The organism is Mesorhizobium sp. M0106, assembly GCF_040322715.1.
Taxonomy (GTDB): domain Bacteria; phylum Pseudomonadota; class Alphaproteobacteria; order Rhizobiales; family Rhizobiaceae; genus Mesorhizobium.
The window spans coordinates 182,284-196,612 of the sequence record NZ_JAMYUA010000005.1 but is presented as its reverse complement, the minus strand read 5'-3'; the positions used below and the strand labels follow the sequence as shown (position 1 = coordinate 196,612).

Below are 14,329 nucleotides of genomic sequence, written 5' to 3'. Positions count from 1 at the left end.
TCGCCAAGGCTTGAATTTTCTTCTTTACATGTCGAACGGTATACATCCGTTTGCTTCCCAACGTGTCTCGCCTCGGATGCGGCGCCGTTGCCGTCACCAACCGAATCGGACCCGCGATTGCAGGGTTCCGCCCGGCGACCTAGTCTCCCCCCGGGCAACAGCTAAAGGGCATTTTGACGGCATGATCAAATCCCCGACGATCCTGGCCGTGGGCGGCGCCTATATCGAGCGGCGCGGCCGGGTTGCCGGCGCCTTCGTGCCGGCAGCGTCTAATCCGGGCACGATGCGCGAGCATGTCGGCGGCGCCGTCTTCAACGCCTTGCGCTGTGCCGTGCGCCGCGGCGTCTCGGCCTCGCTGCTTTCGGTGCGCGGCGGCGATGCCCTTGGCGACACGGTTTTACGCGCCGTCACCGAGGCCGGCGTTGCCGACCTGTCGGCGGTGTTCCTCGACCGAGCAACGCCAAGCCATACGATGCTGATCGACAGCGGCGGCGGGCTGATCGCCGGCCTTGCCGACATGGTGCTCTACGAGCTGGCGCTTCCCAAGCAGATCCGCCGTGCCAAGGTGCGGGAAGCGATCGGTTCGGCCGACGCGGTGCTGTGCGACGCCAACCTGCCGTCGACCGCGCTGGAGCGGCTGGCGGCACTCGCCGCCGGCAAGCCGGTGTTTGCGCTTGCGGTCTCGCCCAACAAAGCGGCGCGGCTGACGCCGGTGCTCGACCGTCTGGCGATGGCCTTCATGAACCGGCGCGAGGCCGGCGTGCTCGCCGGCGTCCAAATCGATCAAGGCATCGTCGACGGCCTGAGACGCGCCGGGCTGAAAAGCGGCGTGATCACCGCCGGCGACGAACCAGTGCTCGGTTTCGACGAATTGAGCGCGTTCTCGATCTCGCCACCGCCGCTGCAAAAGCGGACCGATGCTGCCGGCGCCGGCGACGCATTGGCAGGCGCCACGATCGCTGCCCTGCTGCGCGGCCTGACGCTGCGCGCGGCACTGCGCGAAGGCATTGCCGCAGCTATGCTCGCCGTCGAGAGTGCCGCCTTCACCAGCGCTGGCTTTGCCGAGGCGCTGGCGCTCGTGCCCGAGGCGCGGGACCCGGCGTGAAGTACGGCCCGGAATTGCCGAAGCATGACGCAGCCTATTTTCCGGCGCGCCGTCCTGCCTCGTAGGCGCGGCGCGCCCAGATCGCCATCTCGTCGGGATCGTCGAATGCGCTGTCGGGAACGCTCCAATAGGGCATCGACACGAGCTTGCCGTGCCGCGAGCCGGTATAGGTCCATTGCCGGCAGCCGGCCGCTTCGAAATCCGGGGCGCTTTCGGCGTCGGCCTTCAGCATCAATTCGCCACGGATGACGATGGCGACGATGACGCCGTCGAAATAGATGCCCTTGCCGCCGAACAGCTTGCGGATGCTGACCGGGCCGAGGCCTTCGAAAAGCTCTTCTATGCGCTCGTTGTCCATGCGGCGATCATGTCACCCGGATTTCCCCTTGTCATCGACGCAACCGGCACCATCCTGACAAGTTCAGAATCAATTTCGTCGGAGTTTTTCATGCCGCTTCTGCTCAAAGGGTCCTGCCGGTGCAATGCCGTACGTTTCGAGGTGGAAAGCCACACGCCGGTGCCGTTCATGCTGTGCTACTGCTCGATCTGCCGCAAGCAGCAGGGCGGTGGCGGTTTTGCCATCAATCTCGGCGCCGATTACGAGACGCTGAAAATCCAGGGCAAGCGCCATCTCGGCGTCTACCGGGCCGAGATCGAGGACGACGAGCACCCGCAACGCGAGATCTCGACGGGCGAGCGGAACTTCTGCACGAAATGCGGGACGGCACTCTGGCTCTACGATCCGACCTGGCCGGAGCTGGTGCATCCGTTCGCCTCGGCTGTCGACACAGACCTGCCGAAACCGCCGGAGAAGGTGCATCTGATGCTGAAATACAAGGCGAATTGGGTCGAGCCGGATATCGGCAAGGGCGACAAGGTTTTCGATGTCTACCCGGAGGAGTCGATCGCCGACTGGCACAAGCGAACGGGGATGTGGGTGGATTAGCGTTCTTCTCCCCGTCGCTATACGGGGAGAAGATGCCGGCAGGCAGATGAGGGGCGGCGCGAACTTGCGAGAGCCGGCTCTGCCCCTCATCCGGCCCTTCGGGCCACCTTCTCCCCGTATAGTGACGGGGAGAAGGAAAGTCTCAGGCCGAAGCGCGTGCTTCGGCCAGTGCCTTCAGATCAGCCGGCTTCAAATCGACCGATTCGCCGCAGCCGCAGGCCGAGCTCTGGTTCGGATTGCGGAAGGTGAAGCCGGTGCGCAGCGTCGTCTGCTCGAAATCCATCTCGGTGCCGAACAGGAAAAGTGCCGCCTCCGGCGCGACATAGACATGGGCGCCGTCGCGCTCGATGTGGTCGTCCTTGGTGTTGGGCTTGGTCACCAGATCGACCGTATATTCCATGCCGGCGCAGCCGCCCTTCTTGATGCCAAGGCGAATGCCATGCGCATTCTCACGGGTCGCGACGATCTCGCGAACCCGGTCGGCGGCCTTTTCGGTCATCGTGATGACGGCGAAGCGTCCCATGTTTTCCTTCTCCATTGCGCGCAGGTTCAAGGCCTGCCGAATGATTCCTCACCTAAAATGGTGAAGTTTTGTACCCGGCGCAAGTGCGCCAGCCTCTGGCTGGTCGGATGCTAGTACCACCCAACCGCCACCTGCGCCTCTTCCGACATTCGGTCGGGCGACCAGGGCGGGTCGAAGGTCATGTTGACCTCGACGCCGGAGACGCCTTCGACGGCGCCGACGGCATTCTCCACCCAACCGGGCATTTCGCCGGCCACCGGGCAGCCAGGCGCGGTCAGCGTCATATCGATCTTGACCGAGCGGTCGTCCTCGATGTCGATCTTGTAGACCAGGCCGAGCTCGTAGATGTCGGCCGGGATTTCCGGGTCGTAGACCGTTTTCAGCGCCGAGACGATGTCGTCGGTCAGCCGCGCCAATTCTTCGGCCGGAATGGCCGATCCGGAGACCACCGCATTGGTGGCCGTTTCCAGTGCCGTGCTTTCGGCGGTGTGGCTGGCATCATCCATGATCGTCACCCGAAGAACTTTCGCGCCTTTTCCAGCGCATCGGCCAAAGCATCGACTTCGGCCCTGGTATTATACATGCCGAACGATGCCCTGCATGTGGATGTTACGCCGAAGCGTTTCAACAGCGGCTGGGCGCAATGGGTGCCGGCGCGCACCGCCACGCCCTGCCGGTCGATGACCATCGACACGTCATGGGCGTGAATGCCCTGCAGCTCGAACGAGATGATGGCGCCCTTGCCGGGCGCATCGCCGAAGATGCGCAGCGAGTTGATGGCGCGCAGTTTTTGATGCGCATAATCCTTCAGATCGGCCTCGTGCGCGGCGATGCGCTCGCGGCCGATCTTTTCCATGTATTCGAGCGCGGCACCAAGCCCGATCGCCTGGACGATCGGCGGCGTGCCGGCCTCGAAACGGTGCGGCGGGTCGTTGTAGGTGACGATGTCTTGCGTCACCTCCTCGATCATTTCGCCGCCGCCCATGAACGGGCGCATGCGCTCCAGAATATCCTTCTTGCCGTAGAGCACGCCGATGCCCGACGGGCCATAAACCTTGTGGCCGGTGAAGACGAAGAAATCGCAGTCGAGATCCTGCACGTTGATCGGCATATGCACGGCGCTCTGGCTGCCGTCGACCAGCACCGGAATGCCGCGGGCATGCGCGATGCGCACAATCTCCTTGATCGGCGTCACCGTGCCCAGCGCATTCGACATATGCGTGATAGCGACGAGCCTGGTGCGGTCGGTCAGCCGCTTCTCGAATTCCTCGATATGGAAGACGCCGAGATCGTCGACCGGCACCCAGACCAGCTTGGCGCCCTGCCGCTCGCGGATGAAATGCCACGGCACGATGTTGGAATGGTGCTCCATGATCGACAGCACGATCTCGTCGCCCTCGCCGATATTGGGCATGCCGAAACCATAAGCAACCGTGTTGATCGCCGCCGTGGTGTTCGAGGTGAAGACGATGTTGTCGGTGCTCGGCGCATTCAGAAATCTCTGCACTATCTTGCGCGCGTTCTCATAGGCGTCGGTCGCGGCATTCGACAGGAAATGCAGGCCGCGATGGACGTTGGCATATTCCTGGGAATAGGCGTGCTGGATAGCGTCGAGCACCGCCTGTGGCTTCTGCGCCGAGGCGCCATTGTCGAGATAGACCAGCGGTTTGCCGTAGACTTGCCGCGACAGGATCGGGAAGTCGCGGCGGATCGCCTCGACGTCGTAGGGGATGTTTTCGACTTTCTGGTCCATTACAAGCTCTCTCGAGGCACCGCCTCATTCCGTCCAGCACCCCTCATCCGACCGAGCTTCGCTCGGCCACCTTCTCCCACAAGGGGAGAAGGAAGAGCGCCTCTCCTTCTCCCCTTGTGGGAGAAGGTGGCGCCGAAGGCGACGGATGAGGGGTGTTGGCACCAACCCCTCAGTCACCTCTACCCGTGCGTCAAAAACCAATTATCGAGTCTCGCTTCCAGCGCCTCGACGATGGCCTCGTCGTCCAGTTCCTCGATCACCTCGGCGACGAAGGCCTTGACCAGCAGGCCGCGCGCGGTCTTCTCGTCGATGCCGCGCGCCATCAGGTAGAACAGATGGCTGTGGTCGATCTCGGTGACGGTCGCGCCATGGCCGCAGACGACGTCGTCGGCGAAGATTTCGAGCTCCGGCTTGGTCGAGAACTCGCCGTCATCCGACAGAAGCAGCGTGTTGCAGGCCATCTTGGCGTTGGTCTTCTGCGCATATTGGTGGACGTTGATGCGGCCCTGGAAGACGCCGCGCGCCTTGCCGGTCACCACGTTTCGGATGACTTCGGTCGAGGCTGTGTGCGGTACGGCGTGGTCGAGCACCATAGTGACATCGGTATGGGTATCGCCGGCGAGCAGATTGATGCCGCGCAAGGTGAATTCGGCGCCCTCGCCGGTCGTCTTCACAACGACCTCCTGCCGGACAAGCTTGCCGCCGGCATTCATGATGAACAGCGTCAGCTTCGAATTCTTGCCGAGATGCGCCTTGAACTGGGCAAGATGCGTTGCCGTATCCGGCTGCTCCTGCACGACCAGCCATGTCACTTCGGCGCCCTCGCCAAGCAAAAGCTGGCTGACCGAGCTGACCAGCGCCGCCCCCTCGCCTGCCTGGCGTTCGACGATGACAGCGTTGGCGCCGGCACCGACACGGACGGCCAGGCGTACATGCGTCTGTCCACCGGCCTGCAAATTCTGCAATTCGAGCGGCTTGTCCAGTTGGGCACCGTCGGCGATGTCGACGAAATAGCCGTCGGCGACAAAGGCGGTGTTGAGCGCGCCGATGGCATCGTCGCTGCCATAGGAATCCAGCCCCGGGGCGATGCTGCCGTCGGTCAGCTTCTCCGATAGACGCTGTACCGTGACGCCCTCGACAGCAGCCCATTTCGCGCTCGAAACGCCGTTCAGTACCGGCAAAACCGAGGAGCCTTCGACGATCGGCGCAATGGCTTTCGCGACCGCTGCCGGATCGAAGTCCGGCACCGAGGTCAGCAGCCGGCGCAGGTCCGTATAGTGCCAGGATTCGATGCGCCGCGTCGGCAGGCCGCCCTTGATCGCCTCGATGGCGTCGTCGCGCTTCAGCATCACCGCGCCGTCGCCGGGCAGCAGCGACAGCCGCTCGCCGAAGGCGTCGATCAGCGCCGTTTCGGCTAATGTCCGCTGGGGTGTCGTGTGCATATTCATCAGTATCGCCTTGTTTGGCTTGCCTTCCGGGCCCGCTTGCATCTCACGCGGCTTGCCCGATCACGCCGGCATAGCCATTGGCCTCGAGGTCGAGCGCCAGCGACTTGTCGCCCGACTTGATCACCTGACCCCTGTAGAGCACGTGCACCGTATCCGGCACGATGTATTGGAGCAGGCGCTGGTAATGGGTGATGACGACGATGGCCCGGTCCGGCGAGCGCAGCGTGTTGACGCCGTCCGCGACGATCTTCAGCGCGTCGATGTCGAGGCCGGAATCGGTCTCGTCGAGCACGCAGAGCTTTGGCTCGAGCAGCTTCATCTGCAGGATCTCGGCACGCTTCTTCTCGCCGCCGGAGAAGCCGACATTGAGCGGCCGCTTCAGCATCGCCATGTCCATGTTGAGCGAGGCGGCCGCTTCCTTCACGCGCTTGAGGAATTCCGGGATTTTCAGCGGCTCCTGGCCACGCGCCTTGCGCTGCTCGTTCATCGCCACTTTCAGGAATTCCATCGTCGCCACGCCCGGTATCTCCATCGGATACTGGAAGGCGAGAAAGATGCCGGCGGTAGCGCGCTCGGCCGGATCCATTTCAAGGATCGACTGGCCGTTGTAGAGGATGTCGCCCTCGGTGACCTCATAGTCCTCGCGGCCGGCGAGGATATAGGACAGCGTCGATTTCCCCGAGCCGTTTGGCCCCATGATGGCGGCGACCTCGCCAGCCCTGACCGTCAGGTTCAGGCCGCGAATGATCTCGGTGCCGTCATCGACGATGCGGGCATGCAGGTTTCTGATTTCAAGCATTCTCTTGCTCTATCGTTCCGTTAACTACATATCGCCGAGCTAGGGCAACGGCGACGTCGCTTTCAAGTTCAGGTGCCAAGTCAAATCGCATACTTCCGTCCTCGACGGCGTCGGCGGGATTCGGCCACCTGGTGATTTCAAAAATCTCAGGGCCGTAGACGGTGATCATCAACTCCGTGCCGTCTTCGCGCCCAGCGCTAATTCGGTTGGCTTCGACTTCGATCCTGACGACAACTTTCCTTTCGGCAGCAAAGCTTCGAAGGTAGTTCCCGAGCGACGTTGCCAATTCTCCGCAAATCTGCTCATCGAGGTCGGCCCGATAGTTGTCGGCTAGCTCACCAGAATGCCTGTCAAACTGGTGAACGCGTGCGACCAACGGCGGACCGTCCTCTGCCTCATCGTCACTCACCCAACACTCCCCTCAAGGCTAATCCCGATCAGCTTCTGCGCTTCGACCGCGAATTCCATCGGCAGTTGCTGGATGACGTCCTTGACGAAGCCGTTGACGATCAGCGCAATCGCCTCTTCCTCGGGGATGCCGCGCTGCATGACGTAGAACTTCTGGTCCTCGGAAATTTTCGAGGTGGTTGCCTCATGCTCGAACTGCGCCGTCGAATTCTTGGCTTCCATGTAGGGCACGGTGTGTGCGCCGCACTGGTCGCCGATCAGCAGCGAGTCGCAATTGGTGAAGTTGCGGGCGTTGGTCGCCTTGCGGTGCGCCGAGACCTGGCCGCGATAGGTGTTCTGCGAGAAGCCGGCGGCAATGCCCTTGGAGATGATGCGGCTCGACGTGTTCTTGCCGAGATGGATCATCTTGGTGCCGCTGTCGACCTGCTGATAACCATTCGACACGGCAATCGAATAGAACTCGCCGCTGGAATCGTCGCCGCGCAGGATGCAGCTCGGATATTTCCAGGTGATGGCCGAGCCGGTCTCGACCTGTGTCCACGAAATCTTCGAGCGATGGCCGCGGCAGTCGCCGCGCTTGGTGACGAAATTATAGATGCCGCCCTTGCCTTCGGCGTCGCCGGGATACCAGTTCTGCACTGTCGAATATTTGATCTCGGCATCATCGAGCGCGATCAGCTCGACCACCGCGGCATGAAGCTGGTTCTCGTCGCGCTGCGGCGCCGTGCAGCCTTCGAGATAGGAGACGTAAGCCCCCTCCTCGGCGATGATCAGCGTGCGCTCGAACTGGCCGGTGTTCCTCTCGTTCATGCGGAAATAGGTCGACAGTTCCATCGGGCAGCGCACGCCCTTGGGCACGAAGACGAAGGAGCCGTCGGTGAACACGGCCGAATTCAGCGTCGCGTAGAAATTGTCGGAGGTCGGCACGACCGAGCCGAGATACTTCTTCACCAGCTCCGGATGCTCGCGGATGGCTTCCGAGATCGAGCAGAAGATGACGCCGGCCTGCGCCAGTTCCTTCTTGAAAGTGGTGACGACGGAGACGGAATCGAACACCGCATCGACGGCGACGCGGCCCGACTTGTAGACGTTGTCGCTGGCTTCCTCGAGCTCCGACGCATCGGTCTTCTGCACGCCGGCGAGGATTTCCTGTTCCCTGAGCGGAATGCCGAGCTTCTCATAGACCTTCAGCAATTCGGGGTCGACCTCGCTGAGCGAAGTCGGACCCGGCGTGCTCTTGGGCGCCGCGTAATAATGGAGATCCTGGAAATCGATTTTGGGATAGTGGACGCGCGCCCATTTCGGCTCGTCCAGCGTCAGCCAGCGGCGATAGGCTTCCAGGCGCCATTCCAGCATCCAGGACGGCTCGTCCTTCTTCGCCGAAATGAAGCGGATAATGTCTTCGCTCAGGCCCTTGGGGGCCTTGTCCATCGCGATTTCGGTCTGGAATCCGTATTTATACTGGTCGACATCGATCTTTCGAACTCGATCGATCGTCTCCTGCACAGCAGGCATCAGCGTTCTCCATCCACGCCGGGGTCAAGGCCCGGCAGTTTTCAAACTATGGCACCGCAAACGAGCACCCATCAGGCACCTGAGGCGGCGTAAGTTTCATATAGTGCGTTCATGCCGGAAATTCACCCGGCCAAATTCGAACGCACGGCTCTACCAGGCCGCAAGGCCCTACATTTCGTCTGCCGCGCTCAGGCGGCTCGTTCCCTGCTTGCCTTTTCCTTACCGGCTTGGCGCGCGACGATCGTCGCCAGCGCCGAACGGAACAGCTCAATGTCTTCGGCGCTGGTCGCGTGGCCGACGGACACGCGCAACGCGCCGAGGCTGTCGCCATAACCCATGGCTTTCAGCACGTGACTCGGCCCTACTTTGCCCGACGAACAGGCCGATCCAGCCGACAGCGCCACACCGGCCAGGTCGAAGGCAATCTGCGCCGTCTCGGCCTTGATGCCGGCAATAGCGAAGAATGTCGTATTGGCAAGCCTTGGCGCGCCGGTCCCGAAGATTTCGGCGTCCGGAACAAGCGTTTTCACGATCGCCTCGATTTCGTCGCGACGCTGCCGCACCGTTTCGATCGTTTGCAAGCCGGCAGACGCCTCTCGCGCCGCCGCGCCAAACCCGGCAATCGCCGCCAGGTTTTCGGTGCCGCCGCGATGGCCTTTTTCCTGGCCACCGCCGCTGACCAGCGGCTTTGGCATCATCAGGTCCGACGCCGCGACAATGGCGCCGACGCCCTTTGAGCCGCCGATCTTGTGCGACGAGAGAATCAGATAGTCTGCGTAACCCGCTGACATATCGAGCGGAATGCGGCCGGCCGCCTGCACGGCATCGACAACCAGGATGCCACCCGCCGCCTTGACGATTTCGGCAATGCGGCCAACCGGCTGGATGACGCCGGTCTCGTTGTTGGCGGCGTGGATCGCTACCAGCGGCATGCCGTCGGCCTTGTCATGCCGGGCGAGAGCCTCGGCCAAAACGTCGAGCCTGACGACGCCGTCGGCGTCGACGCCGATCCGCATTACCTGCCCCGTGGGGAAACGACCGCCGTTCAGCAGGCAAGGATGATCGGCCTCGGACACATAGAGCCGGCTCATACGGACAGCGCCGCGCCCCATTTGCCAGTCCGGCGTCAGCAGCGTCGAGGCCGCTTCCGTCGCGCCGGAGGTGAATACGACATGCTCGGCCCTGGCGTTGACCAGTCGCGCCACGTCGCGCCTGGCGTCCTCGATCAGCCGCCGTGCAGCGCGGCCCTCGGCATGAACCGAGGACGGGTTGGCGGCAACGTCGAGCGCAGCCACCACGGCAGCGCGCGCCGAGGCAAGCAGCGGCGCGCTGGCGTTGTAGTCGAGGTAGGCGCGTGCTCCGGCCATTTCCGTCCAACTGGTCCCTTCAAAAGCCGTTCCGCGAAGATAGCGCGTTATTTCCTTGAAATTGCAAGGCAAGACGTCCTATTTACGCGGCTTGCGGCGCGGGTGGCCGAGCCACAATTTTTGGCCGCCCAGTTTTGAACAATTCTAAACTAGCTTCTAGAAAGACGCTCGCCCTGCGTCAAGGCCAGAGGAAAAGTTGTTCCGGGCGCCGCGCAATTTATGCCAAGTGGAGTATTTCATGCCTGAGGTCATTTTCACCGGTCCGGCCGGCCGCCTGGAGGGTCGCTATCAGCCCTCGAAGGAAAAGAGCGCGCCGATTGCCATCGTCCTGCACCCGCACCCCCAGTTCGGCGGGACGATGAACAACAAGATCGTCTACGACCTCTTCTACATGTTCCAAAAGCGCAATTTCACCACGCTGCGCTTCAATTTCCGCGGCATCGGCCGCAGCCAGGGCGAGTTCGACCACGGCACCGGCGAATTGTCCGACGCCGCCGCGGCGCTCGACTGGGTGCAGTCGCTGCATCCGGATTCCAAGAGTTGCTGGGTTGCCGGCTATTCGTTCGGCTCGTGGATCGGCATGCAGCTTCTGATGCGCCGGCCGGAGATCGAGGGCTTCATCTCGGTCGCGCCGCAGCCCAATACCTATGATTTCTCGTTCCTGGCGCCATGCCCGTCGTCCGGCCTGATCATCCACGGCGACGCCGACAAGGTCGCGCCGCCCAAGGACGTGCAGGGCCTGGTCGACAAGCTGCACACGCAAAAGGGCATTACCATCACCCAGAAGACCTTGCCCGGCGCCAACCATTTCTTTGCCAACCATGCTGAGCTTCTGATCGAGGAATGCGCGGACTATCTCGATCGCCGGCTGGCCGGGGAACTGTCCGACCCACGGCCGAAGCGGCTGAGATAATCGGCGATGTACCAACCGCCTCACTTCCAGGAAACACGGCCGGACGTCCTGCACGGGCTGATCCGGGCGCATCCGCTTGGCCTGCTGGTCTCGAACGGCGCCGAGGGGCCGGTCGCCAACGCGATTCCTTTTCTTCTAGACGCGGATGTGCCGCCGAACGGCAGGCTGCGCGCCCATTTGGCCAAGGCCAATCCGCAATGGCGGCTTTTGGCCGACAATCCCCTGGCGCCGGTACTGGTCGTCTTCCAGGGCGCCGATGCCTATGTGACGCCGTCCTGGTACGAGACCAAGCGTGAAACCGGCAAGGTGGTACCGACCTGGAACTACGCCATCGTCCAGGTGCGCGGCAGCGTCACGGTGATCGAAGACCAGGATTGGCTGGCCGAGCAGATTTCGGATCTGACGATGTCGCAGGAGGGCAGCCGCGCGGCGCCATGGGCGGTAACCGACGCGCCGGCACCCTTCATCCAGTCACAGATCAAGGGCATCGTCGGCCTGGAGATCGAAATCACCGCAATCAGCGGCAAATGGAAAGTCAGCCAGAACCGCCCGGCCGCCGACCGCGTCGGTGTCGCCGAGGGGCTCGAGAGCGAGACTGCCGATTCGGCCGACATGGTCCGGCTGGTAAGATCCTACGGCGGGCTGGACGGCAAGTAATCTGGATTGCTTGCTCGACCGGTTCAGGCCGGTGGCGGGCTCAATCGACCTTGGTCATCGCCGCCTTGCGCTCGTTGGCGATCAGCCAGAGATTGCGGATATAGATCAGCAGGCCCATGGCCTGGCCGGCGATGAACACCGGATCCTGACGCTGGATGGCGTAGACCAGCAGCAGGCCGCCGCCGAACAGCGAAAAGAACCAGAAGGCGATCGGCACGACGCTGCGCTTGGCCTTTTCCGACGCCACCCACTGCACCAGAAAGCGCATGGTGAAGAAGAACTGGGCGACGAAGCCAAGCAGAACCCAGGCATCGAATTGCTTGACGAAAACATCGTGAAGCCAGGTCGCCAATTCCTGAAGCACGTTACCCATGCCTGATTTCCTCTACTTTGGGCATTCTGCGGCGCCTGCGGCGCAGCCACCAGACGCCGGCAAGATCGAGCACGCCCTGCAGGCCGCGATCGAAGATGCCGTAATTCGATTTGCCGTGACGGCGGGAGCGGTCGACGACATCGCAATGGACGACGCGGTAGCCCTCCTGGATGACCAGCGCCGGAACAAAGCGGTGGGTGCCGTCGAAGAACGGCAATTTCCGCAAAATGTCGGTGTAGATCGCCTTGAGGCCGCAGCCGGTATCCCGCGTCTCGTCGTGCAGGATGGCTTTTCTCAGCCCGTTGGCGAAACGCGACGCCAGTTGCTTGATCTTGCTGTCGCGGCGCTTCAGACGCTGTCCCTGCGCGGCCCCGACTTCGGGACCAGCCTGCCGCAACGCGTCGATCAACACTGGGATATAACCGGGGTCGTTCTGGCCGTCGCCGTCGATGGTGGCGACGATATCGCCGCGCGCCGCCCAGGCGCCCGAGCGCACCGAGAGCGACTGGCCGGCGGATTTTTCATGCCTGAGATGGCGCAGCGGAAACCGGCGAAGCGCTGCCTCTGCGGCAAGCACCGAAGGCGTTTCGTCGGTCGAGCCGTCGTCGACGACGATGACCTCGAAGTCGCGCCCGGCCATGGCGGTGCCGATCTCGTCGAGCAGAAGCGGCAGGTTCGCCGCCTCGTTCCGGCAAGGAATGACGATGGATATCTCCGGCATCTCGACTCTGTCATAGGATATGGCATTCGATCGATGCCGTGCGGTCCAGCGGATGAGACCCGTTGGCGGCGCCTCATTACGCCAGCCGAAACGATGACGCAAGCAGGCCGCACGCTTGGGGTTCTCCCTTCTCCCCTTGTGGGAGAAGGTGGCCGCGCGAAGCGCGGTCGGATGAGGGGTGTTCCAGCTTGGCAACGACGGCACTCCGTCCAACACCCCTCAACCGTCTTGGCGCTGCGCGCCAATCCACCTTCTCCCACAAGGGGAGAAGGCAAGAGGGTGTCGCAAAACCGGATTCCACTTTTGCTGATCGCGCTTGAGTGCTAAACGCCCGCCTTCATGCATAGCCGAGCCGCATTCGGCCGGAAGCTTTTCGGGAAAGAAAATGTCCGCCTTCAAATCCGATTTCCTGCGCACGATGGGCGAGCGCGGTTTCATCCACCAGACCTCGGACGATGCCGCCCTCGACCAGCTTTTCGCCACGGAAACGGTGAGCGCCTATATCGGCTTCGACGCCACCGCCAGGAGCCTGCATGCCGGGTCGCTGATCCAGATCATGATGCTTTACTGGCTGCAGCAGACCGGCCACCGGCCGATCGCGCTGATGGGCGGCGGCACCTCGATGATCGGCGATCCGTCGTTCAAGGACGAGGCGCGCAAGCTTTTGACGCCGCAGGATATAGAGGACAATCTCGCCGGCATCCGCCGCAACTTCACACCCTACCTCAAATTTGGCAGCGGCCCGAACGACGCCGTCATGATCAACAATGCCGACTGGCTGATGGACATCAACTACGTCAATTTCCTGCGCGATGTCGGCCGGCATTTTTCGGTCAACCGCATGCTGGCGTTCGATTCGGTCAAGCTCCGGCTGGACCGCGAGCAGTCGCTGTCGTTCCTCGAATTCAACTACATGATCCTGCAGGCCTACGACTTCGTCGAGCTCTACAAGCGTCTCGGCTGCCGGCTGCAGATGGGCGGCTCCGACCAGTGGGGCAACATCGTCAACGGCATCGATCTCGGCCATCGCATGGAAGGCGCGCAGCTTTATGCGCTGACGACGCCGCTGCTCACCACCTCCTCCGGCGCCAAGATGGGCAAGTCGGCCTCGGGCGCGGTCTGGCTCGACGCGGAGATGCTGAGCCCGTACGAGTTCTGGCAATACTGGCGCAACACCGAGGACGCCGATGTCGGCCGTTTCCTGAAGCTCTACACGACCCTGCCACTCGCCGAGGTCGCACGCCTCGAACGGCTCGGCGGCTCGGAGATCAACGAAGCCAAGAAGATCCTCGCCACCGAAATCACCGCCATGCTGCACGGCCGCGAGGCGGCGGAGGAGGCAGCTAGGACGGCAGAAGCGCTTTTCGAAAGAGGTCAGTCAACCGAGTCATTGCCGACAGTAACCATCGACAAAGGACAGGATGACAAATGGCAATTTGGCAGGTCGAATGCAGCAATTGCCGTCGCGTCGGGACTTGTGCCGTCCAATTCGGAAGCTCGGCGCAAGATGGCGGAAGGTGCTCTACGAATCAATGACAGGGTCGTCACCGACCCGAACGAAATTGTCTTGTGGACCGACCTGTACGAAAACACCGGAGCATTCAAAGTTCAGTTGGGAAAGAAGAAGGTCATTCTGGTACGGCCGGTCTGACCTCTGCTGAGGCTCAGGTGAGACCGAGCCGGCGACGGGCACAAGCAATGGATTGCTGCATTCCTCGGCAACTGTAACGGCATGGATCCTAGGGTCTCCGCGACGTCGCTTCGCTCCTGCTGCGCCCTAGGATGACGAAGGCATGGTGGC

The 14,329-nt window shown here is 62.5% G+C and carries 16 protein-coding genes; 5 read left to right on the top strand and 11 right to left on the bottom strand.

Annotated features, from left to right (window positions below; all coding sequences use genetic code 11):
• Nucleotides 1-181 precede the first annotated feature (181 nt).
• On the top strand, nucleotides 182-1,105 hold the full coding sequence (locus tag NKJ55_RS07795) for a PfkB family carbohydrate kinase (protein WP_352449381.1): 924 nt from the start codon (nucleotides 182-184) through the stop codon (nucleotides 1,103-1,105).
• 34 nt (nucleotides 1,106-1,139) lie between these two features.
• On the opposite strand, the gene NKJ55_RS07790 is transcribed toward NKJ55_RS07795, so the two are convergent.
• Nucleotides 1,140-1,463 carry a TfoX/Sxy family protein gene (locus NKJ55_RS07790; protein WP_023717364.1) on the bottom strand — a complete coding sequence of 108 codons (324 nt, stop codon included), beginning with the start codon at nucleotides 1,461-1,463 and terminating at the stop codon, nucleotides 1,140-1,142.
• A gap of 90 nt (nucleotides 1,464-1,553) precedes the next feature.
• Between NKJ55_RS07790 and NKJ55_RS07785 the strand changes: the two genes are divergently transcribed.
• Complete coding sequence (locus tag NKJ55_RS07785) at nucleotides 1,554-2,051, top strand: GFA family protein (protein WP_352449380.1); 498 nt, start codon at nucleotides 1,554-1,556, stop codon at nucleotides 2,049-2,051.
• Between the two features lie 142 nt (nucleotides 2,052-2,193).
• Here NKJ55_RS07785 and sufA read toward each other — a convergent pair whose 3' ends face one another.
• From sufA to NKJ55_RS07745, 8 genes are all read right to left on the bottom strand, one after another.
• The gene (gene sufA, locus NKJ55_RS07780; RefSeq protein ID WP_352449379.1) at nucleotides 2,194-2,574 is read right to left on the bottom strand and encodes a Fe-S cluster assembly scaffold SufA; all 381 of its coding nucleotides are present in this window, start codon (nucleotides 2,572-2,574) and stop codon (nucleotides 2,194-2,196) included.
• 110 nt (nucleotides 2,575-2,684) lie between these two features.
• On the bottom strand, nucleotides 2,685-3,080 hold the full coding sequence (locus NKJ55_RS07775; RefSeq protein WP_352449378.1) for an SUF system Fe-S cluster assembly protein: 396 nt from the start codon (nucleotides 3,078-3,080) through the stop codon (nucleotides 2,685-2,687).
• A gap of 5 nt (nucleotides 3,081-3,085) precedes the next feature.
• Nucleotides 3,086-4,327, bottom strand: coding sequence for a cysteine desulfurase (locus NKJ55_RS07770; RefSeq protein WP_352449377.1), 1,242 nt, complete (start codon nucleotides 4,325-4,327; stop codon nucleotides 3,086-3,088).
• A 179-nt stretch (nucleotides 4,328-4,506) separates the two neighbouring features.
• A complete protein-coding gene (gene sufD / locus NKJ55_RS07765) occupies nucleotides 4,507-5,775 on the bottom strand; it encodes a Fe-S cluster assembly protein SufD (protein WP_352449376.1) in 1,269 nt (422 codons plus the stop codon).
• 43 nt (nucleotides 5,776-5,818) lie between these two features.
• The gene (gene sufC, locus NKJ55_RS07760; RefSeq protein ID WP_023674687.1) at nucleotides 5,819-6,574 is read right to left on the bottom strand and encodes a Fe-S cluster assembly ATPase SufC; all 756 of its coding nucleotides are present in this window, start codon (nucleotides 6,572-6,574) and stop codon (nucleotides 5,819-5,821) included.
• Complete coding sequence (locus tag NKJ55_RS07755) at nucleotides 6,567-6,983, bottom strand: hypothetical protein (RefSeq protein ID WP_023674686.1); 417 nt, start codon at nucleotides 6,981-6,983, stop codon at nucleotides 6,567-6,569. Before NKJ55_RS07755 ends, sufC begins: the two co-directional genes overlap by 8 nt.
• Nucleotides 6,980-8,497, bottom strand: coding sequence for a Fe-S cluster assembly protein SufB (gene sufB, locus NKJ55_RS07750; RefSeq protein ID WP_352449375.1), 1,518 nt, complete (start codon nucleotides 8,495-8,497; stop codon nucleotides 6,980-6,982). Before sufB ends, NKJ55_RS07755 begins: the two co-directional genes overlap by 4 nt.
• A 188-nt stretch (nucleotides 8,498-8,685) precedes the next feature.
• A complete protein-coding gene (locus NKJ55_RS07745; RefSeq protein ID WP_352449374.1) occupies nucleotides 8,686-9,864 on the bottom strand; it encodes a cysteine desulfurase family protein in 1,179 nt (392 codons plus the stop codon).
• Between the two features lie 238 nt (nucleotides 9,865-10,102).
• Between NKJ55_RS07745 and NKJ55_RS07740 the strand changes: the two genes are divergently transcribed.
• Complete coding sequence (locus NKJ55_RS07740) at nucleotides 10,103-10,777, top strand: alpha/beta hydrolase (protein ID WP_023674683.1); 675 nt, start codon at nucleotides 10,103-10,105, stop codon at nucleotides 10,775-10,777.
• Between the two features lie 6 nt (nucleotides 10,778-10,783).
• Nucleotides 10,784-11,434 carry an FMN-binding negative transcriptional regulator gene (locus tag NKJ55_RS07735; protein WP_352449373.1) on the top strand — a complete coding sequence of 217 codons (651 nt, stop codon included), beginning with the start codon at nucleotides 10,784-10,786 and terminating at the stop codon, nucleotides 11,432-11,434.
• Nucleotides 11,435-11,474: 40 nt separating this feature from the next.
• On the opposite strand, the gene NKJ55_RS07730 is transcribed toward NKJ55_RS07735, so the two are convergent.
• Entirely contained in the window at nucleotides 11,475-11,807 is a 333-nt protein-coding gene (locus tag NKJ55_RS07730) for a lipid-A-disaccharide synthase N-terminal domain-containing protein (protein WP_023717355.1), read from the bottom strand.
• Complete coding sequence (locus tag NKJ55_RS07725; RefSeq protein WP_352449372.1) at nucleotides 11,800-12,528, bottom strand: glycosyltransferase family 2 protein; 729 nt, start codon at nucleotides 12,526-12,528, stop codon at nucleotides 11,800-11,802. The genes NKJ55_RS07730 and NKJ55_RS07725 overlap by 8 nt, the downstream gene beginning before the upstream one ends.
• A gap of 385 nt (nucleotides 12,529-12,913) precedes the next feature.
• Between NKJ55_RS07725 and tyrS the strand changes: the two genes are divergently transcribed.
• Complete coding sequence (gene tyrS, locus NKJ55_RS07720) at nucleotides 12,914-14,179, top strand: tyrosine--tRNA ligase (RefSeq protein ID WP_352449371.1); 1,266 nt, start codon at nucleotides 12,914-12,916, stop codon at nucleotides 14,177-14,179.
• Nucleotides 14,180-14,329 lie beyond the last annotated feature (150 nt).